The following is a 21,786-nucleotide window of genomic DNA, read 5'->3' as shown; positions in this document are numbered from 1 at the left end:
AAAACAATCTGAACGACAATCCGGTCGAACTGCAGGTTCAAAGTCGGCTTGTTTGTGCTGTCAAACCGGCTCAAGCCTTAACGCCCCCTTAAATTGCCGCAATCTAAGATCACCACCGGGGATCCGGCATTTGCCGGAATAAACGACGGGACGGATGATCAATGGCGCCACGGGCGAAACGCCGGCCACGGATTGAACCGACATTCGGAGAAGACAGCAGCAGCCTGCTGGACCTGCGCCTCGGCCCGCAGGACCGTGCCTCTGCGCCTTCATCGAAATCCGGCGCGAAATCAAAAACCCGAAAGCCTGGCGGATCAGGCCCGAGGAAAAAAACGTCCGCGAAAAAAACCGCAAAGTCGCAAAGCGCCAAATCCAGAGGCAATGCGCGTAAACGCCAGGGCGGCAGGTCCGGCGCGAAACGGCGCAGCAGGAAACGCAAGGCCGGTTTCCGTATTCCGGCAGGAGTCGCACGTCTGTTCAAGCGTGGCGTCTACTGGAGCGCGGTACTGGGTATCTGGAGCGTAATCGCCGTCGTCTGCGTCATCGGCTACTATGCCGCCTACCTTCCGCCGACATCCGAGTGGCAGGTTCCGGCGCGGCCGCCAAATGTAAAGATCGTCTCGCTCAACGGCGACCTTCTCGCAAACCGTGGCGATACCGGTGGAGAGGCCGTGCGGCTGGAGCAGTTGCCGCCTTACCTGCCGAACGCCGTGATTTCCATTGAAGACAGGCGCTTCCGCTCTCACTTCGGCATTGACCCGATCGGTCTTGCGCGTGCTGCCTATGCAAACTTCACATCGGGGAGGGTGTCACAGGGCGGCTCGACCCTGACACAACAGCTTGCCAAGAACCTGTTTCTGGAACCTGACCGAACGATCAAGCGGAAAATACAGGAACTGGTACTCGCCTTCTGGCTGGAGGCGGAATATTCGAAGGACGAGATCCTCGAAATGTACCTGAACCGGGTTTATCTCGGGTCCGGCGCCTATGGCGTGGATGCAGCGGCGCGCCGTTACTTCGGCAAGTCGGCGCGACTTCTGACCGTGGCGGAAGCCGCAACAATTGCCGGCCTGCTCAAAGCGCCGTCGCGTTACTCTCCTGCACGCAATCCGGACCTTGCCGAAGACAGGGCACAGCTTGTTCTCGCAGCGATGCATGAGGAAGGCTACATCAATTCCGGTGAAGCCAAAAATGCCATTGCAGCACCCGCCAAGGCCATTCGCCGCCACACGACGGCCAGTGAAAACTACGTCGCCGACTACGTCATGGACGTGTTGCCGCATTTCGTTGGTTCGATCGAAGGCGACATCATCGTCGACACGACAATCGATCCGGCCATGCAGCAGGCAGCAGAAAGTGCCCTGCGCGCGGCACTCAAGGCCAACCGGCAGACACTGGGGGTATCGCAAGGCGCAATCGTGACCCTCGACACGGCAGGGGCGATCAAGGCGATGGTCGGTGGCGCGGACTATGCAAAAAGTCAGTTCAACCGTGCCGCCTATGCCAAACGTCAACCCGGTTCTGCGTTCAAGCCGTTCGTCTATCTGGCAGCGCTCGAAAACGGCATGACCCCGCAAACCGTTCGACAGGATCAGCCTATTACGATTGGAGGCTGGTCCCCCAAGAACTACACCAAGGAACACTACGGACCGGTCACCCTGACACGTTCGTTGAGCCTTTCGATCAACACGGTGGCAGCGCGGCTTGCACATGAAGTCGGCGCAGGGACGGTCGCCGATACGGCCAAGCGGCTCGGTGTCACCTCCGACCTGAACAGGAACCTGTCGCTTGCGCTTGGAACATCGGAAGTAACGCCACTTGAAATCGCGGCCGCTTATGTTCCGTTTTCCAATGGCGGCTACGGCGTGCTGCCGCATATCATTCGCCGGATCAAGACTGTTGACGGCAAAACGCTCTATTCAAGGTCCGGAAACGGTCGAGGCAGGGTGGTCCAGCGACGGGATGTCGGCAACATGAACCTGATGATGTCCGAAACGCTGCTGACCGGAACCGGACGCAAGGCGCGGCTGGACAGCGGTCGTCCGGCGGGCGGAAAAACCGGCACCAGTCAGGATTTCCGGGACGCCTGGTTCATCGGATACACCGGCAACCTCACCACGGCGGTCTGGTTCGGCAACGACAACAATTCGCCGACGAAAAAGGCAACCGGCGGAACGCTGCCTGCCGCTACCTGGAAGGCGGTCATGGACGTCGCCCATCAGGGATTACCGGTGGCGGACCTGCCAGGTGTTCCAAACCTGCCGGTCAATGTCGCCGCACCGCGAAAACCGCAAGGCCAGCCGCTTCCACCCGCCTCTGTCGGTTCGGGACGCAATCCTGTTCCCCCGGCACCGGTCGGCGGCAATGGCGGCAATGGTGGTGGTGGCGAGCGCCGCGGTCCGCTCGGTCTGCTTCGAAACATTTTCGGTGGTGGCTAGGCATCCTGTGACAGCAAAGCGGTCAAACCGAGTTCTAGCAATCGTGACTGAACGTAAAGACCAGTGTGTCCGACGTATATTGGCCGGTCGGGCGGCATTGATTGAAAACTTCACGCGATCCACTGACCGTGACCTGGAGCTGGTCTCCGCGTACAGGCCCTTCTACAGAGTACTCCAGCGGTGAACCCGGGCAGAATTTTGAAAAGACCCGCGCCGTTCCCGAGTACCAGTTGCCGTTCTTCACGCCATTGAAGAGCAGCGTGCCGCGCTGCACGCCGGCTGGCCGAAGCACGTCCCGAGGAATTTCGTAGGAAAGCCAGCGTTGATTGCCCTGAGCCTGAAGACGCATGAGGGAGCCGTTGTGGTCCCAGCAGCTGTCGGCCATTGCCTTATCGGACAGAGGGATCATCAGACCAGCAAGAACAACCAGACCCATGAGGCTGCCCGTTCCACGCGCAAAATTTCCCATGCTCAGCCTCCTGTCGGTCCCGAGCCCTCAGGGAAACATATCTTCGGTGAGTTGCCCATTCTTTTCTCCGCTACAGGATCCATTGATCCCCGGAATGAGGGCGGTGTCGCCTGACGACGCCATACCGATGCAAAACCGAAGCCTGTTGCATGTCGCGGTCCGCGCCTGTCAGGGATCAGGCCGCACGCGAACCAGGTTCTTCATCTTCCAGCGGGGCTAACCGAAACCATGGAGACGGAGGCCGTTTTCCTTGAGCCAGACACGTGCCGTCGGAGTTTGCGGCGCCAGTTGTTCGCACAGGCGCCAGAAGCGGTCGGAATGGTTCATTTCCTTCAAATGGGCCACTTCGTGGGCAGCCACATAATCAAGGATTTCAGGGGGTGCCAGGATCAATCTCCACGAAAACGACAGCCGACCATTGGAAGCGCAGGATCCCCAGCGGCTTTTGGTATCGCGAATGCTGATCGCCGCGACCTTCTTTCCTATCTTGTCGGCATGATATCTTGATCGTTCGTCAAGGTCCTTGCGGGCCTCCTGTTTCAGCCAGTTCGTCACCTTGCGAGGAACATGGTCGTCCGCGCCCGGAACCAGCAGGGCCGGGGCACCAAACTCAGTGACGCCCAGGGAGACCAGACCGCGCAGCTTTCCGGTCGAAAGAATGACGTGATCCACACCGCGCAAGGGAACAATGTCACCTGGCCCAAGGGAAATATGGTCGGGACGATCCTGAAGCCTTTCGACAAGCCAGTCGATGTGCTGGTGAGCGAAGCGCTCGGCACGCGACAGGTCGCCTCCCCTGGGAACCGTCAGAACGGGTCCGGAACTGTCCGCCGGGAGACTCAACAGATAGCGTTGCGCACGTGGATTGGCGCGCAGGCGGATACGAACCGCCTTCGATTCCGTTTGAATATCAATGTGGTCAGGCAACTGTTTTTTGCTGCGGCGCAGAAGCATGGAGCGAGATCCGTTCGAATCACTTGGCCCGAGTCTAGATAATTTTTTCCGATTGTAAAAATGACGAAGGCGGCGCTGTTTCAGCGCCGCCTTCGGTCAGGCCGCCCGGTGACGGGTCCGGGAGGGAGGACTTACGAAGGAGCAGCCTCGCTGCCGCCATTCGTCCGGCCCCGGTTGGCCATGAAGCGATCGAATTCTTCCAGGTCACGTGCACGACGGAGTTCACGCAGGAAATCGTCGAAATCTGCCCGCATTGCATCGAGCTTCGCGCGCTCTTCTTCCAAACGCTTTATTTCACGTTCGCGGTAGTCGTCGAACGCCACGTTTCCTGTCCGTGCATAACCGGTCGTGCTTGACATCTGATCGAATGCTCCCTTCAGCGGGCTCCCCCGCCATTGTTCCTTTGCGTCACGAGCCATGCATTCGAAACGGTCGCCCCACAAAATATAGGCGAGCATGGCAAGGCCAAGCGGCCAGAATACCACGAAACCCAGGACCATCAGGCCAATGGTCGCAGGCGTCCAGGCAGGTTTAATCATGCAACTTTTGGTCGTCGTCATCATCCTATCCATTTAAGACATCCACGATACTGAGGTGGGCATTCAGGCGTGACGCTTCAAGGATTTGTGATGATCAACACACGTGCATGCCGCGCATGCGGTTTCAAGGATGCATCCTGACATTCAATTGCAAGTCTTTGTCTTTATTGAAGAAACGATAAATCATTACGGATCTGCAATTACCCATCAGCGACGCTGAAGAAATTTCAGATTTTTCCGGCAACAGCGATTTCCGGACAAGAAAAAGGCGCCTGCCGGCGCCTTTTTATCCAGTTTGATCAGCTTACAGCTTCAGAGAGTTGACGTGCCTGTTCGATCCATTTGTCTCGCTCTATCCGTCCGCGGAAATCAAGCTTGCTGTCAAGCGCCTCAATCTGGTCGCCTGTCAACGAGGCAATCTGCCAGAAGTGGAAAATACCGGCTTCATTGAGTGCGGATTCCAGCTTCGGTCCAACGCCGCTGATCTCCTTGAGATTGTCTGCGGCACCGTCAGGCTTTGCCAGCAGGATTTTCGCAAGCGGTCCCGCAGGAGCAGTCTTTGTCTTCGGTTTGGTCGCCGGTTTTGTCTTCTCGGCGGACGCCACCTTCGCCGGTGACTTCGGGGGAGCTTTCTTCGGAGCGCCCGCACGGTTCGACCTGATGAAATCCATCACGCGCGGTGCAATCTCGGAGCGCCAGCGTGATCCGTTGAATACGCCGTAGTGGCCGACATTCGGCTGTTCGTAATGCGCTTTCATATCGTCAGGCAAACTTGTGCAAAGGGCATGAGCTGCCCGGGTCTGTCCCCTGCCGGTGATGTCGTCCTTCTCGCCCTCGACCGTCAACAGCGCTGTCCGGGTGATCTTGCTGCAGTCGACGATCCTGCCGTTGTGTTCCATGGTACCTTCCGGCAGCGCGTGCCGGATGAAAACGGTTTCGACGGTCTGCAAATAGAATTCAGCCGTCAGGTCCATAACCGCCAGATATTCATCGTAAAATTCGCGGTGTTTTTCAGCGCTGTCACCATCGCCTTCGACAAGGTGCTGGAAGAAGTCCCGATGCGCTGTCACGTGGCGGTCAAGGTTCATGCTCATGAAGCCGGACAACTGCAGGAACCCGGGATAGACGTCACGCATAAATCCGGCATGCGGGAACGGCACCTTCATGACGACGTTGTTCTTGAACCATTCGATGCCTTTCGACACGGCAAGATCGTTCACCGCAGTTGGCGCGACCCGCGTATCAATCGGACCGCCCATGAGCGTCATCGTCGACGGTACATAAGGATCCTCGCGATCCTCCATGACCGCAACAGCAGCCAGTACGGGAACCGACGGTTGACAAACGCCGAGCACGTGCGCATCCGGTCCAAGGAAGTGCAACATCGACACGATGTAGTCGATGTAATCGTCCAGATCGAACTTGCCGTCCTGGATCGGCACCATGCGCGCATCTATCCAATCAGTGATGTAGACGTCCGCATCCGGCATCAGGGCTTCCACTGTGCCGCGCAGCAATGTCGCATAGTGACCGGACATCGGCGAAACGATCAGGATCTTCGGATCGTTGCGGTGCGATGTAACGCCGCGTTCAAAATGGATCAGATCGCAAAAGGGCCTGCTCCAGACAACGTTCTCGCGAACCGGGACACGAACACCGCCAACGGACGTTTCCTTCAAACCGAATTCCGGTTTTCCGTAGCGGCGGGTGGTGCGTTCGAGCACTTCACATCCAGCAGCGATCTGACGCCCGAAACTTGTGTGGGTCCAGGGGTTTAAAGGGTTTTGAAAACACAGCCGGGTCATGTCAGCGGCAGCCCTGAACGGAGCCAAGGCTGCATGATTCAGCTCATAAAGGTGATAAAATGGCAAAGGCGCGTCTCCTTTGTTCGCGATGCCGCTGCCTGCCCCTGGCGCAGTTTGGAAACATTATTTCGCAGCTCGCTTGTTATTGCACCATCTATTGCATCGCAGCACAATAACCAGCATGGCAGTCACCTGCAATACTGCTATTTGCTATAAGATTCAGGGCTTAAGCCCACCAGGAGACTGCCAAACTCATTTTGGCGCCAAAATTATTTGCAGCGCACAAGGCAGATAGAGCATTTAAATCAAATTGGTAGAATTAATTGCAACTGCAAGAATTCTTGGTCAGGCGGCGAGATCCGCAACCACTGCGTCCAGCACGAAAAAACCCTCGCGGGTGGCCCGAACACGGTTTTCCCCGATTTCTTCGATCATTCCATGTTCCAGAAGCGCCTTGATACGACGCGGATCGACCGACCTGTGGGAAAAACTACGATAGCGCAGCAGGTCGATTCCTTCCGTGAGCCGAAGTCCCATGAGAAGGAACTCGTCACCCTGCTCCTCCTCGTTGAGACCGGCATTTTCAATCAGACCCTGACCCAGATTTTCGACATTTTCCAACCAGGTCTCCGGATGACGTTCGGTGGCTGTCGCCATACGGTTTGCGCCGACTGTCAGCCGTCCATGTGCCCCCGGACCGATCCCGACGTAGTCGCCGTAGCGCCAGTAAACCAGATTGTGCCGGCATTCCGCCCCGGGGCGGGCGTGGTTGGAGACTTCGTAAGCCGGAAGGCCTGCCTGTTCAGTCACCTCCTGAGTCATCTCAAAAAACTCCGCACCCAACTCCGGATCGGGTGTCTTGAGCTTTCCCGCCTTGTGCAGCGCAAAGAACGGGGTCCCTTCCTCGATGGTGAGCTGATACAGCGACAGATGGTCCGCGGCGAGCGAGATTGCCTGTTCAAGTTCCAGCGCCCAGTCGGACGGTGTCTGCCCCGGACGTGCGTAGATCAGGTCAAAGGAAAGTCGGGGAAATGTTTCCCGGGCGATCTCGATTGCGGATCGCGCTGTCGCTGCATCATGCAAACGCCCGAGAAGCTTCAGATCGGTATCGTGCAAGGACTGCACGCCAAGCGAAACCCGGTTCACGCCAGCAGCCCGATAGCCTTTGAACCGGTTCGCCTCGACCGAGGTCGGGTTCGCCTCCAGCGTTATTTCCACATTTTCGTCGAGGGACCACCGGTCCGACACCGCCTTCAGCAATCGATCGACCGTCGCCGGATCCATCAACGAGGGCGTGCCACCCCCCAGAAAGATCGACTGGACGGATTTGTTGCGCGTCAGGTCGGCGAAATAGGACAGTTCCCGTTCAAAGGCAGCCGCGAAGCGTTCCTGATCAACCGGCTGATGGCGAACGTGTGAATTGAAATCGCAATAAGGGCATTTGGCAGCACAGAACGGCCAATGAATGTAGATTCCGAATCCAGCGTCGGATGTCCCTTGAACAGTCAATTCGGTTATCCTTCCAGACACCCTTCCGCAAACGCCTTGAAAGCGCGGGCGCGGTGCGACAAGGGTGGGGTGTCTGCGGACATGCCGTGCTTTTCGTCCGACGTCATTTCACCGAATGTCCGATCGCGGCCATCCGGTTTGAACATGGGATCATATCCGAAACCCATTGTTCCGCGCGGCGGCCAGATCACGTCGCCATCGACTTCTCCGCGGAAGAATTCCCTGTGCCCGTCCGGCCAGGCGAGGCACAGCACGGCAACGAAGGAGCCGCGGCGTTTTTCGCGGGTATCGGCATTCAGCGTGCTGAGCTTCTCCTCGATCGTCCGCATGGCCATGGCAAAGTCCTTTTCAGGACCCGCCCAGCGCGCAGAATAAATACCGGGATCGCCGCCAAGAGCCTCGACGCAAAATCCGCTGTCGTCAGCAAGAGACGGCAGTCCGGCGGCCTCGGCCGCAGCAACCGCCTTGATCGCGGCATTGTCTTCAAACGTGAGCCCGTTTTCTTCCGGTTCAGGCAAATCAAGATCTGCGGCGGAGACGACCTCAAACCCGTACGGACGGAGCAACTCGTTGATCTCCCTGATTTTCCCCTTGTTGTGACTGGCGACAACAAGTTTTCCCGGTTCGAGTTTACGGTGGCTCATCGCTCGGTCTCCTTAGAGAATTGCCATTTTCTGCAGATCTACGAGACGATTGATTCCTGCCTTCGCCAAGCCGAGCAGTTGCCCGAATTCCTCTTCGGAAAAAGGCGCACCTTCGGCTGTCCCCTGGATTTCAACAATTCCGCCGGACCCGGTCATGACGAAATTCGCATCCGTTTCCGCAGTACTGTCTTCGGCGTAGTCCAGATCGAGTACAGGAGCGCCCTCGTAAATTCCGCAGGAAATTGCAGCGATGTGATCCGTCAGAACGTCGCCGGTCACCATGTCCCGGGCGCGCATCCATTCAACGCAATCGCGCAACGCCACCCAGGCGCCGGTTATGGACGCCGTGCGCGTGCCGCCATCTGCCTGGATCACGTCGCAATCGACGGAGATCTGCACTTCGCCAAGCGCTTCCAGATTTACGACTGCGCGCAACGACCGGCCGATCAGGCGCTGGATTTCCTGAGTTCTGCCGGATTGTTTGCCCGCGCTCGCTTCGCGGCGCATGCGGTCACCGGTCGCGCGTGGCAGCATGCCGTATTCCGCGGTCACCCAACCCCGGTTCTGCCCGCGGAGCCAGGGCGGTACGCGTTCTTCGAGGCTGGCTGTGCAAAGCACGTGGGTATCGCCGAACTTGACCAGGCAAGATCCCTCCGCGTGTTTTGACACACTGCGCTCCAGGGTAACCGCCCGGAGCTCATCGACTGCGCGTTTTGACGGACGCATGAAAATTCCTTTCGACCTTCGCTTGCGATGCAAACATCATCGGAAACGGCTGTTTCCTTCAAATCTCATGCGCCTTTTAGACCTCATATTTGTGCAAGGTAAAGGGCCTGCTTCACCTCGGACCCATTTTGCGCCTATATCTTGGGTGTAAGACGAAAAAACCTGTCTGAAATTGGTCATTGTATTCGGAGAACACGCCTTGAGCCTCAGCGACCTCGACAAGAGATCCCGCGAGATTTTCCGCTCGATCGTCGAAAGCTATCTGGAAACCGGTGACCCCGTGGGTTCACGAAATGTGTCGCGCAATCTTGCCATGTCGCTTTCGCCGGCATCCGTGCGCAATGTCATGTCGGACCTTGAACACCTGGGCCTGCTGCATTCGCCGCACACGAGTGCCGGGCGGCTGCCCACCGAAATCGGCCTGCGGTTCTTTGTCGACGCATTGCTCGAGGTCGGGGATCTGACCGAAGAAGAACGCCGGCAGATCGATATCCAGGTTCGCGCCTCGAACGAGGCGAATTCGACCGAACAGGTGCTGACCGAAGCCAGTCAGATGCTGTCAGGCCTTACCATGGGCGCCGGCGTGGTGCTGACACACAAGAACGATACGCGGCTCAAACATATCGAATTCGTCCGCATCGAACCGCAGAAAGCGCTCGTCATACTTGTCAGCGAAGACGGGTCCGTCGAAAACAGGGTCGTCGAATTGCCGTCAAACCTGCCGTCCTCGGCACTTATCGAGGCGACCAACTACCTCAACGCCCAGATCCAGGGACGGACGCTTTCTGACATCAAAACGGAACTGGAACAGGTTCGCGACGCGGACCAGGCGGAACTCGACCAGCTCAGCCAGAAAGTCATCAACGCGGGTCTTGCCGTCTGGGGCGGCGACAGCGCGAGCGACCCGGGAACGTTGATTGTGCGCGGTCGCTCGAACCTCCTGACCGACCTTGACGCGGTGGAGGACCTGGAGCGTATCCGGTTGCTCTTTGACGATCTGGAAAACAAAAGGGATCTGATCCAGCTGCTCGGCCTAGCCGAAAATGGCGACGGCGTACGCATCTTCATAGGTTCGGAGAACAATCTCTTTTCGCTTTCCGGATCTTCGCTGGTGATTTCTCCCTACCGGGACAGCAACCAGCGTATCGTCGGCGTCCTCGGTGTGATCGGCCCGACACGCCTGAACTATGCCCGGGTTATTCCGATGGTCGACTATACGGCTCGTCTGGTCAGCAAGATTCTGAAGTAGGGCCAACAAGGAATGAATCGACAGACGGCTTGCAAGTGTTGCGGATACAATACGATTGGTCCTGAAGGCGATGACAGTTACGAGATTTGTCCTGTCTGCTTTTGGGAAGCTGACCCCGTCCAGAATGCCAACCCCGAATTTGCTGGCGGAGCAAACGTCCCGTCCCCAGATGAAGCCAGGCGTACCTTTTCTGCCATCGGTGCCTGTGAGCCTCGCTTTCTAGAACAAGTACGAATGCCCCATTTCACGGAATTTCCGGAAAACAACTGATCAATGGATCGACGCAATCATGCTGTCTGCTGCAGAACTTGAACGTTACGCCCGTCACATCGTCATGCAGGACATCGGCGGCGCGGGACAACAGAAACTCAAGAATGCCCGCGTCCTTGTCATTGGAGCGGGTGGTCTGGGAGCTCCCGTCCTGCAGTATCTCTCTGCGGCCGGTGTCGGTACACTCGGTATCGTCGACGACGATACGGTGTCGCTATCCAATCTTCAGCGCCAGGTCATTCACGATACGGACCGGCTGGGCGAGCCGAAAGTGGCAAGTGCCGCAGAAGCGATCGCGCGCCTCAACCCCAACGTCAAGGTCGAGCCGTACCCGACACGGATCGCCGGCCACAATGCCCTGGCGCTGATTTCCGGCCATGATCTGGTGGTTGACGGTTCTGACAATTTCGATACGCGTTACCTGGTGTCAGACGCCTGCTTCTTTGCAAGAAAACCTCTCGTGACAGCGGCTGTCGGCCAGTTCGACGGTTCGATCACCACCTTGAGGCCGTTTGACACCAACACAGACGGCGACCCCAACCCGACCTACCGGTGCCTGTTCCCCCAAAAACCCCGCGAGGGACTGCTTCCGACCTGCGCACAAGCGGGCGTCCTGGGCGCTCTGACCGGTATAATCGGTGCCATGCAGGCCATGGAAGTGATCAAGGAACTCACTGGCATTGGCGAAGGACTGGTCGGCCGGATGATCATGTTCGATGCGCGGAGCTTCCGGATGGAAACAATCCGCTACAAGCGGTCGGCGAAGAACCCCCTGAACGGAAACGACCCGAAAAGCTGGGCGGAGCTTCTGGAAGAGGCCTGACGGGTCCGGCTTCCCTTGACGGGTACAAATCAGCAATCGATGCGAGGAGACAGCCATGGCAACCGTGAAACTGATATCGGATGCAGAAGCGGAAGAAATACCTGCAGTCAAAGCTGTTTTCGAAGATATCCGGCAAACACGCGGCTCGGATTTCATAAACAACGTCTGGCGGGCACTGGCAAATGATCCCAAAGGACTTGAACGGACCTGGCAGCAGGTAAAATCCGTGATGGCAGTGCCGGGAGTGCTCGATCCCAAGTTCCGCGAGATGATCTACATCGCTGTGTCGGCTGCCAATGGCTGCAGCTATTGCGTCCATTCCCATACCGCTGCAGCGCGTGCAAAAGGCATGAGCGACGAGGAGCACGGTGAATTGCTGCAGATAATCGGATTGGCAGCCATGACAAACACCCTTGTCACGTCATTGCAAGTGCCAGTCGATCCCGAATTCGAGGTCGCCTGAGGGCCTGATCAGTCAGTGCATGCGCTTGCGAAAAAAACCCGCACCAGACATTGTCCGGCGCGGGTTTGAATTCATGACATTCAACAAGCTCAGTTAGGCTTCGGTGCGTCTTCGCCCTGCTTCGCTGCCTGCTGAGCCATGTTCTGGCGATACAACTGCGCGAAATCGATCGGGTCGAGCATCAGCGGCGGGAAGCCGCCGTTACGTGTCGCTTCCGAGAGGATGTTGCGCGCGAACGGGAAAATCATGCGCGGGCATTCGATCATGACGAATGGATGCATGTGTTCCTGGGGCACACCGGTGATCCTGAAGATGCCTGCATAGATCAGTTCGACGTTGAACATGACCATATCCGGACGTTCAGCCTTTGCGGTCAGCGTGAGGACAACTTCAAACTGGTCGTCACCCATCTGCTGAGCACCAACATTCACGTTGATGTCCAGTTTCGGCTGCTCCTGATTCTCGTTCTGGGCAAGCGAGCGCGGTGCATTCGGGTTTTCAAACGACAGATCCTTGATGTACTGACCCAGGATATGCATTCCCGGCGCTGCGGCACCCTCCGTCTGCGGCTGCACGCCGCCGTCATTCGTGTCGGTCATCTTGTTTCATTCCGTTTTGCGTTATTGATCTGAGAAGAAGAAGCCAGAGCGAGAAGGGGTCGGATCAACCGATTGAATGCATCAATCCAATCCCGCCTGGCTCTGTAATCCTTCTGGCGGGCCGCCAGACCGTGTGATCCGGACAACCTTGTCTGCTGGCTGGCTAACATCTCAAAACGATGCGCACAAGGGCTATGGCCTTGTCAGCGGCGGGAATCCGCTTCAAAAAGATGCCTATGACGGACCAACCCGCGCCCAATATCACGCTGCCGCATCGCCGGCTGAAACTCGACACGCTTGTCCGGCTTCGCTGGCTCGCGGTTGGTGGCCAGTCAGCGGCACTCCTTGTCGTATATGTCGGCCTCGGGTATTCACTGCCTGCTGGCCCTGCATTCGCCATGGTGGCGATGTCGGCATGGCTGAACATCTTCCTGAAAATCCGCTGGCCATCTGCCATGCGCCTGTCCGAGAGGGCGGCCACGCTTCAGCTCGCTTACGACATATTGCAGATGAGTGGGCTTTTGTTGCTCACCGGCGGTCTGGGCAATCCGTTTGCCTTTCTGCTGATGGCGCCTGTGATGGTATCCGCGACGGGCCTTTCCTCGCGCTATACGGTCGTTCTCGGTGTTCTGGCGACAGTTTGCGCCAGTTTTCTGGCTGTATTTCATTTCCCCTTGCCGTGGCCCGATTCCGAGGATTTCAGGTTGCCCGTCATCTATTCGGTCGGGATCTGGATTGCCCTGGTGCTGACGCTCGGCTTCATGGCGGTCTATGCGTTCCGGGTCGCGGAAGAGGCCCGGCAGCTGGCCGACGCGCTCACCGCAACTGAACTCGTCCTCGCACGCGAACAGCACCTCAACGCGTTGGACGGGCTGGCGACCGCGGCAGCGCACGAGCTTGGCACACCGCTGGCAACCATCTACCTCGTTGCCAAGGAACTGAACGGTGAATTTGAAACGGGTGATCACCGGGGTGAGGATGTCGCGCTGATCCGGTCGCAAGCCGAAAGATGCCGGGAAATCCTGAAACAGCTCAACAGCCTTTCGAGCGAGGAAGACCAGACCTACCAGCGCATGCCCGTCGCACAATTGCTGGAAGACGTGATCGATCCGCATCGCGGCACCGGGGTCGCGATCCATTCGACCCAGAACGGCGAAAGTGCGGAGCCGGTCGGAACGCGGAATGCAGCGATCCGCTACGGTCTGGGCAATCTTGTCGAAAACGCTGTCGACTTCGCGAAATCCAGGGTGGACGTGTCGGCGACGTGGGACGATACCACCCTGTCGATTTCGATAAGGGACGACGGTCCCGGATTCTCCGTCGATATTCTGGGCAAGATAGGCGATCCATATGTCTCGGTCCGGGGCGGCAAGTCACCGCAGGGCAGCACCGGCGGAGGGCTCGGGTTGGGCATTTTCATTGCCAAGACACTGCTGGAACGCACAGGAGCAAAGCTTCTTCTTGAGAACCAGGCACCACCGGACAGCGGAGCGCATGTGCGCGTCAGCTGGCCGCGCTCGACATTTGAACGCAGCGTTGGAGTGGACGAAACGTCATTTTAGCCCCATAACGGCAACAAATGAGCATCAACTGGCAGGTTAATGTTCAACAAACCCATCCGACCTGCACAAGAAGACGTAAGAATAAACGGTAACGAGCCATGACGGACCAAATGACTTCTTTGAACGGATCCGGAGACATGAGTCTCCTCATTGTTGACGACGACAAACCGTTTCAGCAACGCCTGGCGCGGGCGATGGAAAAACGCGGGTTCCTAACCGAAACGGCAGACGGTGTTCAGGATGCTGCCATAAAAATATCTCGCGCGGCACCGGCCTATGCGATCGTGGATATGCGCCTGGAAGATGGCAACGGTCTCGATGTGATTGAAAAAATCCGGCAGAAACGCCCGGACGCACGCGCAATCGTTCTCACCGGATACGGCAATATCGCCACCGCCGTGACTGCGGTGAAGCTCGGCGCCATCGACTATCTGGCAAAACCCGCTGACCCTGACGACATCGTGGCGGCGCTTGCACGCAAACCGGAAGACAAGGCACAGCCTCCCGAAAACCCGATGTCGGCGGACCGGGTTCGCTGGGAACATATTCAACGCGTTTACGAACTGTGCGACCGGAATGTTTCAGAAACAGCCCGCCGCCTCAACATGCATCGCCGGACTTTGCAGCGCATACTCGCAAAACGCGCGCCGCGTTGACTGCGAACTGTGTTGAAACCGTTTGCAGGGTTGCCCTTTCGGCGCCACTTTGCCTAAGTATTCCTTGTTGGTAATTCCTTTGCGCTCCTATGGAGATCATTCATGCGGCTTGTTGCTGCTTGCAGTTTTGATACGCCCGTCACCAAATCCCGCCTTCTTGCGGCTTGCAGCGTCATTTTCCTGACCTGTGGTACAAGCGCGCTCGCCCAGTCGGTTCCCGAAACCGTTCGGGTCAACGTGGAACCTTCCGAACCTGGAATTCGGTCCATCGCTGTCAACAAGCAATACAGACCGATCATCAGCCGGGACGACAAGGGGGTCGTGATCGACACGATGGGCAGCAACAACAAGCTGCCGCCATGCGACGTTAAGCTGGAAGTGACACTGGAAAACAGCCGTATCCTGCACCGCGACGCGGATCTTTGCAGCGGCAGCACGCTCGTCGTGGACGTCTCAAGCGACGGCAAACCCGGCGCAACCGCGCGTATCGTCGGAACGTCTTCAGGCGTTTCGGCCGGACCGGTGGCCAATGCACCGGCAGATACCGGCGCATCGCAAACGTCCACGCCCTCTGTTCAGCAATCCGGGCAGAGTGACGAACAGGCCGTTGCCGAAGTCAGCCCCTCCTCTGAATCGGGAGGGCTGCAACCGCTTGAACAGGTCGACACTCCGATCTCGGCATCTGATCCGAACAATCCTGCCGGAACACCGGGTTCAACAGGCGATTTTGAAACGACTGTCCGTGAAAGCCTTTCCGGGGGCGCCGGGAACACCCAGGCGATACTCGTTTCACCGGCTGATGGCAGGGAATGGGGGTCGGAACCCGGCGGTCAGCCCGGATCGATCTCGACATTGCAGCACACTGTTCCGCAGACCGACAACAGGGACTTCCGGGCCGATTGCACGACCCAATCCGGGTTTGCGAAGATTACCTTTCAACAAGCGCCGGCCGGATTGCAGGAAGGCATGCCGCAGGCGATCCGCGTGACGGCCGGAGACTATTCCGCCACATTCAACGCGTTCGGATCGTCGAATGCCAATGAAGCCGGTATCTCACTTCCCGAAGTCAATATCGAAATGACCGATCCGCTTTGGGAAGCCATGATCCGGCAATCGGAACTCTCGATCGCCGTGGAAGGTCTTCAGCCTTATCCGGTGTCTCTCGGCGGCAGCGCCAATCCGATCCGTCTGTTCGTGGCGACCTGTTCGTTGCCGCAGCAGATTGTCGGCGATGGCGCCTTCGGTGAAGATCCCGGTTCGGATCTGTCCTGCAGTGAACTCGGCCGCGTGCGTTCTGTCGAAGCGGTCCAGCCAGGGCAAATCGTGTTCCGCAACTCGGGCCGCCAACCCGTCGAGGTCCACTGGGTCGACTATCGCGGCGGTGAGCGCCCCTATGCGCGGCTCGAGGCCGGCCAGATACTGGAACAACAAACCTATGTGTCGCATGCCTGGACCGTTCGCGGGGCGAACGGTGAGTGCCGCGGCATCTATGTGACCCAGTCTCCCTATCGGGAAGTCGTTATCGGCGGCTCGGGAACGTTCGGCAACACCAATGCCGGCGGTTTCGGTGGCTCCAACGGTGGTCAGGGCGGTTTTCAGGGTGACCAGTTCGGCAACGGCATTCCGAACGGGCCTGTTCCTCCTGGTAGCGTCGGCGGAGACAATCAACCGAATTTCCAACAGCAGGCGGCACGTACCAATGTGGCCGACTACCTGTGCACGGCCGGCATCGACCTGAATGTGGTGTTTTCACCGGATGGGCAGACCGCGACAGTTGCTGAAATGGGGTACGGGGCGGTGACACTGGAGCGCTTCGGCAGTGCCAACACATTTCATTACGAGGGCCAGGGACACATTCTCAAGGGCCAACTCCAGAATGCGACCTGGACGCGTCCCGGCTTGCGTGATGTTTTTTGCGCTCGCAGGTAAGGCGTGAAGCTGGTTGCTTTTCTAGCGAAACATTCTCACATTGGATGCAGATGCTGAGCGAATGCTCGCAAGACGTGTATTTATCGTCAATCTTGTCATTATTTTCTGAATTTCTAAAATTTCAAAACTACATTTGCAATGCAGCATTCGTTAACGCCTGAAGTCTAATCTAGTTCAAAGTTTAACTTTAGGTAGCTTAGCATGTCATTTACACGTTGGCCTCTGGCCTGGAAAATCTGCACGCCGGTCTTTGTCATTGCGATCTTCACAGTCGCATTGGCGGGGATATCGCTCACGTCGCTGAAAGAGGCGATGCTTCAAGAGCGCCTTGTAAAGATCGAGGACATCTCCAATACGGCCAGGAACATAGCCGCGCGCTACCACGAAATGGAAAAAGCGGGTACCTTGACGCCGGAAGAGGCCCAGCAACGCGCAATCGAAGCCATTTCGGCAATGCGGTTCGAGGATGGCAAAAACTATCTTTTCGTCTTCGACAACCAGTCGGTTACCATTTCACATGCGAAGGCCAGCCTGATCGGCAAGGATCTTTCAGGACTCAAGGACGCGAACGGCGTCCAGATCATCCCGGAACTCGTCAAGCTTGCAGATGCGGGAGGCGGGAGCCTTCAGTACCTGTGGCCACGTGCAGGAAGCGACATTCCGATCGAAAAATGGGGCTACGCTGTCGGGTTTGGTCCCTGGAAATGGATGATCGGAACCGGGGTCTATATTGACGATCTGGAAGCCGCGTTCTGGAACCAGGCAGTTGTCATCATCGCCCTGACCTTCTTTGGTGCCGTCATAGCCGGTACCATCGCACTTTTTTCGATCCGAAGCCTTGTGCGCCCGTTGCGTTCCCTGACCGCCGACATGAGCTCTCTTGCCGAAGGCAACACCAATATCGAGATACAGGGCGTGGATCGCGGCGACGAAATCGGCCAGATGGCTTCGGCGATGGAAGTTTTCGTTCAAAACGAAACCAAAAGACGCGCATTGGAAGAACAGCAAAACGAATCTCAGGAGGACGCAGCCCGCAAAGGTGCGGAGATCCAGGGGCTAAGTGGTGAATTCGATCGTCAGATCATGGAAATGCTGAACATCATCGACGGATCCGTGAAAAATCTCCAGACGGCCTCATCCGACATGACGGGCGTTGCCGCACAAACAACCGAGCAGAGCGGCCTGGTTTCCAACGCGTCCTCGCAAGCAGCGCACAATGTCGAAACCGTTGCGGCAGCAGCAGAAGAACTTTCCGCTTCCGTCAACGAGATCCGAAGGCAGGTTCAGTCTTCCAGCGAAATCGCGGCCAAGGCCGCCGGAGAAGCTGAATCGACAAACCAGCGCATGAGTGGATTGTCGGAATCTGCTAGCCGGATCGGCGAAGTCGTGACGCTCATCCAGGCAATTGCCGAACAAACCAATCTGCTTGCGCTCAACGCAACCATAGAGGCCGCGCGCGCTGGTGAGGCGGGCAAGGGATTTGCCGTCGTTGCTGCCGAAGTCAAGGAGCTGGCGAACCAGACATCCAAGGCGACCGAAGAGATCTCCAGCCAGATTTCCGCAATCCAGGAAGAAACAGGTCACGCGGCGAGCGCGATCTCCTCCGTGACGGAAATCATCACCAACATGAACGAGATCGCGTCTTCAATCGCCGCGTCAATCGACGAACAGGGCGCGGCGACCCAGGAAATCGCGACAAATGCGACCGAGGCATCGCGCAGCACGGTCGAGGTGACAACCAATATCGAAAGTGTTGCGTCCGCCGCTGAAAACACCCGCGACACCGCGGACAAGGTCGACGCATCGGCGCAGGAGTTGACGGAAAACGCGGTCCAGTTGCGGGGACAGGTTGCCACCTTCCTGGATGAAGTTCGCCGGAGGTCTGCTGCCTGACGCACCAGGAAGAAATCACCGATGTTCCGGAACGGCCTCTCCAACGGTGAGAGGCCGGTTTCGTTAGTGGCGCTGGCGCGGTCAGATCTTGCGCAGGGCGACCTTCGAAATTCGGTGACTGGCGTTCTTTGAGAGGATCAGATCGGCACGCGGGCGGGTCGGAAGGATATTTTCCCGCAGATTAACCAGGTTGATCTCGGTCCAGATCCGGTTTCCGGTTTCTACGGCTTCTTCGTCGGTGATCCGCGAAAACTTGTGAAAATAGGATCCGGGATCGCGGAAGGCTGTCTCCCTGAGGCGCATGAAGCGATCGACGTACCATTTGCGAAGCAGATCTTCATCGGCATCGATATAGACCGAGAAATCGAAGAAATCGGACACGAACGGCACAGCCCGGCCGTCCCTGGGCAGTTCCCGGGTCTGCAAGACATTCAGACCCTCGACAATCAGGATATCGGGCTTGTCGACGGTGATCGTATGGCCCGGCATGACGTCATAATAAAAGTGCGAATAGACAGGTGCCCGAACATTGCGCCTGCCGGCCTTGATGTCAGACAGGAATTTCAACAGCCGCGTCCGGTCGAAACTCTCCGGGAACCCTTTTTTGGACATCAGTCCTTCCGCTTCCAGGATCGCGTTCGGAAAGAGAAAGCCGTCTGTGGTGAGCAGGTCCACCTTCGGGCTTGCAGGCCAGCGGGTGAGGAGTTCTCGCAAGACGCGTGATGTCGTTGACTTTCCAACAGAAACCGACCCGGCAACACCGATGATAAAGGGGGTCTTGCCGTCCCTGTGGCCAAGGAAATTCTGCGTCGCCTGATGGATGCTGACGGTAGCCTCGGCATAAAAGGCGAGCAGGCGGGAGAGGGGCAGGTAAATCGTCTCGACCTGTTCGATGGAGACCGGGGCGTTGAGACCCTGAAGCTGTTCGACCTCATGCTCGTCAAGCGTCATCGGCGTGTCTGCGCGCAAACGGGACCACTGGCGCTCGGTGAACACCCGGTAAGGGGACAAGTCCATGTCCAGGGCCGTTGCGACTTTCTGATCCATCGTTTCGCAGTTCCCGCTGCGGTGCCTAGCGAATTGACTGTTACTCCTGAGGCCGGGAGGCCTTTTCTTCAAGTCCGGTCTGTCCCGTACGCCGTCCGAGCTCCGCCATCACATCATTCAGCGAAACATTGGATACGTTCAGAACCACCAACAAATGATAAAGCACATCGGCGGCTTCCGCCGTCAACTCCTCCCGATCTTCCTGAACAGCCGCAATCGCTGCCTCGACCGCTTCTTCCCCCAGTTTTTGGGCGCATTTGGCTACGCCCCTGTTCACGAGCTTGCGCGTGTAGGACTTTTCGTCATCGCTCTTCGCACGCGCAGCAACTATGGCATCCAGATCGTCCAGAGTGAACTTGGTCATTTGGCTAGGTCCTTGCCGGAAATCAGGCGTCAAGACGCATTGGCACGCCCGCGTCGTCCATGTATTTCTTGGTTTCCTGGATCGTGTACTCGCCGAAATGGAATATGGACGCTGCCAGCACGGCTGTCGCGTGACCATCACGAACACCTTCCACCATGTGATCGAGATTGCCAACACCACCCGACGCGATCACGGGCACCGGAACGGCATCTGCAATCGCCCTGGTGAGCGCGATATTGTAGCCAGACTTGGTGCCGTCACGATCCATGGAAGTCACAAGCAACTCGCCAGCCCCCAGTTCAACAACCTTCCTGGCAAATCCTATGGCATCGATCCCGGTGGGATTGCGTCCGCCATGCGTGAAGATCTCGAATCTTTCAGGCTCTCCAGGCGCGTTGACCTGCTTGGCGTCAATGGAAACGACGATACACTGTGCGCCGAATTTTTCAGCGGCCTCACGTACAAAGTCGGGGTTCCTGACCGCCGCCGTATTGATGGAAACCTTGTCCGCCCCTGCTATCAGAAGCTTGCGGATGTCTTCGACCGTCCGGACACCGCCGCCAACGGTCACCGGCATGAAACAGGCTTCAGCCGTCCGCCTGACGACATCGTAAATCGTGTCGCGGCCTTCGTGGCTGGCGGTGATATCGAGAAAACAGAGCTCATCTGCGCCAGCCGCATCGTAGGCCTTGGCCGCCTCGACCGGGTCACCGGCATCGACCAGGTCGACAAAATTGACGCCTTTGACGACGCGGCCATCCTTCACGTCGAGGCACGGAATGACACGGGCTTTCAGGGTCATGATGCTTTTCTCCGGGCCGTCAGGATCAGGTCCATCGCCTCTTTCGCGTCGAGCCGCCCGTCATAGAGCGCCCGGCCTGAGATCGCGCCTTCCAGGATGGCACAGTCCGGTTCCAGCAACCGGTGAATATCATCGATGGATGCAAGGCCGCCCGAGGCGATCACCGGAATCGAGACTGATCGTGCCAGTTCCAGTGTCGAGGGAATATTCAGCCCCTTCAAAACCCCGTCCCGGTCGATGTCCGTATAAATGATTGCCGACACGCCGGCATCCTCGAACTGCCTTGCCAGGTCGACCGCCGTCAGTTCGGAAGTTTCCGCCCAGCCTTCGACGGCCACGTGGCCGCCCTTTGCGTCGATGCCGACGGCCACCTTGCCCGGAAATTTCCTGCAGGCTTCCTTCACCAGTTCCGGATCGCGCACGGCGACCGTTCCGAGAATGACGCGAGTGACGCCCTTTCCAAGCCAGGTTTCGATATGGTCAAGCGTCCTGATCCCGCCTCCGAGCTGAACGGGATTGCCCGTCGATGAAAGAATGCTGTCCACGGCAGCGCCGTTGACACTTTCACCGGCAAACGCCCCGTTGAGGTCGACCACGTGCAGCCATTCAAAACCCTGGTTTTCGAACGACCTGGCCTGGGCACCGGGATCGTCGTTGAAGACGGTCGCCTGGTCCATGTCGCCAAGTTTCAGGCGCACGCACTGGCCATCCTTGAGATCGATGGCGGGAAATAGGATCATTCTCGTTACATTCCTTCCACGATGACGATCTCGCCATCGGCAACCTTCTGGCGGATCTTCACCGCTTCCTGATATTCCGGCGAGTTATAACAATCCACCGCGTGTTGGAAGCTGGGAAATTCAATGACGACATTTCGTGCCCTGCCCGGGCCTTCAATGGCATTGGTCTTGCCACCGCGAGCGAGGAAATTGGCCCCAAACCTTTCAAAGGCCGGTTTGGCCGTTTCGACATATTGCGGGTAGTTTTCCGGGTCGTTAACGTCCACCCGTGCAATCCAGTATCCCTTGCTCACGCGCCTTCTCCC

22 protein-coding genes are annotated in these 21,786 nt (G+C 57.7%); 9 read left to right on the top strand and 13 right to left on the bottom strand.

Annotated features, from left to right (window positions below):
* Positions 1–161 precede the first annotated feature (161 nt).
* On the top strand, positions 162–2,438 hold the full coding sequence (locus LA5095_RS12710) for a transglycosylase domain-containing protein (RefSeq protein ID WP_055115360.1): 2,277 nt from the start codon (positions 162–164) through the stop codon (positions 2,436–2,438).
* A 34-nt stretch (positions 2,439–2,472) separates the two neighbouring features.
* On the opposite strand, the gene LA5095_RS12705 is transcribed toward LA5095_RS12710, so the two are convergent.
* From LA5095_RS12705 to rph, 7 genes are all read right to left on the bottom strand, one after another.
* Positions 2,473–2,907 carry a hypothetical protein gene (locus tag LA5095_RS12705; RefSeq protein ID WP_055115357.1) on the bottom strand — a complete coding sequence of 145 codons (435 nt, stop codon included), beginning with the start codon at positions 2,905–2,907 and terminating at the stop codon, positions 2,473–2,475.
* Between the two features lie 216 nt (positions 2,908–3,123).
* Entirely contained in the window at positions 3,124–3,861 is a 738-nt protein-coding gene (locus tag LA5095_RS12695) for a M48 family metallopeptidase (RefSeq protein ID WP_055115353.1), read from the bottom strand.
* A gap of 131 nt (positions 3,862–3,992) precedes the next feature.
* Entirely contained in the window at positions 3,993–4,421 is a 429-nt protein-coding gene (locus tag LA5095_RS12690) for a DUF2852 domain-containing protein (protein ID WP_055115700.1), read from the bottom strand.
* A gap of 278 nt (positions 4,422–4,699) precedes the next feature.
* Positions 4,700–6,271, bottom strand: a complete 1,572-nt coding sequence (locus tag LA5095_RS12685; protein ID WP_055115351.1) for a polyhydroxyalkanoate depolymerase — start codon at positions 6,269–6,271, stop codon at positions 4,700–4,702.
* 279 nt (positions 6,272–6,550) lie between these two features.
* Positions 6,551–7,714 (bottom strand): radical SAM family heme chaperone HemW, encoded by a 1,164-nt coding sequence (gene hemW, locus LA5095_RS12680; protein ID WP_104703159.1) that lies wholly within the window; start codon positions 7,712–7,714, stop codon positions 6,551–6,553.
* 5 nt (positions 7,715–7,719) lie between these two features.
* The gene (rdgB, locus tag LA5095_RS12675; RefSeq protein ID WP_055115347.1) at positions 7,720–8,358 is read right to left on the bottom strand and encodes an RdgB/HAM1 family non-canonical purine NTP pyrophosphatase; all 639 of its coding nucleotides are present in this window, start codon (positions 8,356–8,358) and stop codon (positions 7,720–7,722) included.
* A gap of 12 nt (positions 8,359–8,370) precedes the next feature.
* A complete protein-coding gene (rph, locus tag LA5095_RS12670; protein WP_055115345.1) occupies positions 8,371–9,084 on the bottom strand; it encodes a ribonuclease PH in 714 nt (237 codons plus the stop codon).
* Between the two features lie 166 nt (positions 9,085–9,250).
* Between rph and hrcA the strand changes: the two genes are divergently transcribed.
* The 4 genes from hrcA to LA5095_RS12655 are packed head-to-tail and all read left to right on the top strand — an operon-like array spanning position 9,251 to position 11,889.
* Positions 9,251–10,333 carry a heat-inducible transcriptional repressor HrcA gene (hrcA, locus tag LA5095_RS12665; protein ID WP_055115343.1) on the top strand — a complete coding sequence of 361 codons (1,083 nt, stop codon included), beginning with the start codon at positions 9,251–9,253 and terminating at the stop codon, positions 10,331–10,333.
* A gap of 12 nt (positions 10,334–10,345) precedes the next feature.
* Positions 10,346–10,603 (top strand): CPCC family cysteine-rich protein, encoded by a 258-nt coding sequence (locus tag LA5095_RS33515; protein WP_082442517.1) that lies wholly within the window; start codon positions 10,346–10,348, stop codon positions 10,601–10,603.
* Positions 10,604–10,622: 19 nt separating this feature from the next.
* A complete protein-coding gene (locus tag LA5095_RS12660; RefSeq protein WP_055115341.1) occupies positions 10,623–11,426 on the top strand; it encodes a HesA/MoeB/ThiF family protein in 804 nt (267 codons plus the stop codon).
* A 55-nt stretch (positions 11,427–11,481) separates the two neighbouring features.
* On the top strand, positions 11,482–11,889 hold the full coding sequence (locus LA5095_RS12655) for a carboxymuconolactone decarboxylase family protein (protein WP_055115339.1): 408 nt from the start codon (positions 11,482–11,484) through the stop codon (positions 11,887–11,889).
* Between the two features lie 89 nt (positions 11,890–11,978).
* On the opposite strand, the gene secB is transcribed toward LA5095_RS12655, so the two are convergent.
* Positions 11,979–12,488 (bottom strand): protein-export chaperone SecB, encoded by a 510-nt coding sequence (secB, locus tag LA5095_RS12650; protein ID WP_055115337.1) that lies wholly within the window; start codon positions 12,486–12,488, stop codon positions 11,979–11,981.
* Positions 12,489–12,724: 236 nt separating this feature from the next.
* On the opposite strand from secB, the gene LA5095_RS12645 reads away from it, so the two are divergent.
* The 4 genes from LA5095_RS12645 to LA5095_RS12630 all read left to right on the top strand — a co-directional run bounded on the left by LA5095_RS12645 (position 12,725) and on the right by LA5095_RS12630 (position 18,528).
* On the top strand, positions 12,725–14,050 hold the full coding sequence (locus LA5095_RS12645) for an ActS/PrrB/RegB family redox-sensitive histidine kinase (RefSeq protein WP_055115698.1): 1,326 nt from the start codon (positions 12,725–12,727) through the stop codon (positions 14,048–14,050).
* Positions 14,051–14,148: 98 nt separating this feature from the next.
* On the top strand, positions 14,149–14,706 hold the full coding sequence (locus tag LA5095_RS12640; RefSeq protein WP_029063385.1) for an ActR/PrrA/RegA family redox response regulator transcription factor: 558 nt from the start codon (positions 14,149–14,151) through the stop codon (positions 14,704–14,706).
* Between the two features lie 102 nt (positions 14,707–14,808).
* Positions 14,809–16,635 carry a VHL beta domain-containing protein gene (locus tag LA5095_RS12635; protein WP_055115335.1) on the top strand — a complete coding sequence of 609 codons (1,827 nt, stop codon included), beginning with the start codon at positions 14,809–14,811 and terminating at the stop codon, positions 16,633–16,635.
* Between the two features lie 201 nt (positions 16,636–16,836).
* Positions 16,837–18,528, top strand: coding sequence for a methyl-accepting chemotaxis protein (locus LA5095_RS12630; RefSeq protein WP_055115333.1), 1,692 nt, complete (start codon positions 16,837–16,839; stop codon positions 18,526–18,528).
* 81 nt (positions 18,529–18,609) lie between these two features.
* Here LA5095_RS12630 and coaA read toward each other — a convergent pair whose 3' ends face one another.
* The 5 genes from coaA to LA5095_RS12605 are packed head-to-tail and all read right to left on the bottom strand — an operon-like array spanning position 18,610 to position 21,774.
* Positions 18,610–19,575 carry a type I pantothenate kinase gene (gene coaA / locus LA5095_RS12625; RefSeq protein ID WP_029063382.1) on the bottom strand — a complete coding sequence of 322 codons (966 nt, stop codon included), beginning with the start codon at positions 19,573–19,575 and terminating at the stop codon, positions 18,610–18,612.
* 40 nt (positions 19,576–19,615) lie between these two features.
* Positions 19,616–19,939 carry a phosphoribosyl-ATP diphosphatase gene (locus tag LA5095_RS12620; protein WP_055115331.1) on the bottom strand — a complete coding sequence of 108 codons (324 nt, stop codon included), beginning with the start codon at positions 19,937–19,939 and terminating at the stop codon, positions 19,616–19,618.
* 22 nt (positions 19,940–19,961) lie between these two features.
* Positions 19,962–20,741, bottom strand: a complete 780-nt coding sequence (hisF, locus tag LA5095_RS12615; RefSeq protein ID WP_055115330.1) for an imidazole glycerol phosphate synthase subunit HisF — start codon at positions 20,739–20,741, stop codon at positions 19,962–19,964.
* Positions 20,738–21,481 carry a 1-(5-phosphoribosyl)-5-[(5-phosphoribosylamino)methylideneamino]imidazole-4-carboxamide isomerase gene (gene hisA, locus LA5095_RS12610; protein WP_029063379.1) on the bottom strand — a complete coding sequence of 248 codons (744 nt, stop codon included), beginning with the start codon at positions 21,479–21,481 and terminating at the stop codon, positions 20,738–20,740. The genes hisF and hisA overlap by 4 nt, the downstream gene beginning before the upstream one ends.
* Positions 21,482–21,486: 5 nt before the next feature.
* Positions 21,487–21,774 carry a DUF1330 domain-containing protein gene (locus LA5095_RS12605; protein WP_055115327.1) on the bottom strand — a complete coding sequence of 96 codons (288 nt, stop codon included), beginning with the start codon at positions 21,772–21,774 and terminating at the stop codon, positions 21,487–21,489.
* Between the last annotated feature and the right edge of the window lie 12 nt (positions 21,775–21,786).

This window comes from Roseibium album, assembly GCF_001404515.1.
Classification (GTDB): Bacteria; Pseudomonadota; Alphaproteobacteria; order Rhizobiales; family Stappiaceae; genus Roseibium; species Roseibium album.
The sequence above is the reverse complement of the archived record's forward strand: the minus strand, read 5'-3'. Positions and strand labels throughout refer to the sequence as shown.

What these genes read in the sequence shown, in the direction of transcription:
- hisA (WP_029063379.1), bottom strand. Translation starts at nt 21,481, where the DNA reads ATGATCCTATTTCCCGCCATCGATCTCAAGGATGGCCAGTGCGTGCGC.
- LA5095_RS12710 (WP_055115360.1), top strand. Translation starts at nt 162, where the DNA reads ATGGCGCCACGGGCGAAACGCCGGCCACGGATTGAACCGACATTCGGA.
- LA5095_RS12690 (WP_055115700.1), bottom strand. Translation starts at nt 4,421, where the DNA reads ATGACGACGACCAAAAGTTGCATGATTAAACCTGCCTGGACGCCTGCG.
- LA5095_RS12630 (WP_055115333.1), top strand. Translation starts at nt 16,837, where the DNA reads ATGTCATTTACACGTTGGCCTCTGGCCTGGAAAATCTGCACGCCGGTC.
- coaA (WP_029063382.1), bottom strand. Translation starts at nt 19,575, where the DNA reads ATGGATCAGAAAGTCGCAACGGCCCTGGACATGGACTTGTCCCCTTAC.
- LA5095_RS12635 (WP_055115335.1), top strand. Translation starts at nt 14,809, where the DNA reads ATGCGGCTTGTTGCTGCTTGCAGTTTTGATACGCCCGTCACCAAATCC.
- LA5095_RS12645 (WP_055115698.1), top strand. Translation starts at nt 12,725, where the DNA reads ATGACGGACCAACCCGCGCCCAATATCACGCTGCCGCATCGCCGGCTG.
- secB (WP_055115337.1), bottom strand. Translation starts at nt 12,488, where the DNA reads ATGACCGACACGAATGACGGCGGCGTGCAGCCGCAGACGGAGGGTGCC.
- LA5095_RS12620 (WP_055115331.1), bottom strand. Translation starts at nt 19,939, where the DNA reads ATGACCAAGTTCACTCTGGACGATCTGGATGCCATAGTTGCTGCGCGT.
- LA5095_RS33515 (WP_082442517.1), top strand. Translation starts at nt 10,346, where the DNA reads ATGAATCGACAGACGGCTTGCAAGTGTTGCGGATACAATACGATTGGT.
- LA5095_RS12660 (WP_055115341.1), top strand. Translation starts at nt 10,623, where the DNA reads ATGCTGTCTGCTGCAGAACTTGAACGTTACGCCCGTCACATCGTCATG.
- LA5095_RS12640 (WP_029063385.1), top strand. Translation starts at nt 14,149, where the DNA reads ATGACGGACCAAATGACTTCTTTGAACGGATCCGGAGACATGAGTCTC.
- rdgB (WP_055115347.1), bottom strand. Translation starts at nt 8,358, where the DNA reads ATGAGCCACCGTAAACTCGAACCGGGAAAACTTGTTGTCGCCAGTCAC.
- hisF (WP_055115330.1), bottom strand. Translation starts at nt 20,741, where the DNA reads ATGACCCTGAAAGCCCGTGTCATTCCGTGCCTCGACGTGAAGGATGGC.
- LA5095_RS12655 (WP_055115339.1), top strand. Translation starts at nt 11,482, where the DNA reads ATGGCAACCGTGAAACTGATATCGGATGCAGAAGCGGAAGAAATACCT.
- rph (WP_055115345.1), bottom strand. Translation starts at nt 9,084, where the DNA reads ATGCGTCCGTCAAAACGCGCAGTCGATGAGCTCCGGGCGGTTACCCTG.
- LA5095_RS12695 (WP_055115353.1), bottom strand. Translation starts at nt 3,861, where the DNA reads ATGCTTCTGCGCCGCAGCAAAAAACAGTTGCCTGACCACATTGATATT.
- LA5095_RS12705 (WP_055115357.1), bottom strand. Translation starts at nt 2,907, where the DNA reads ATGGGAAATTTTGCGCGTGGAACGGGCAGCCTCATGGGTCTGGTTGTT.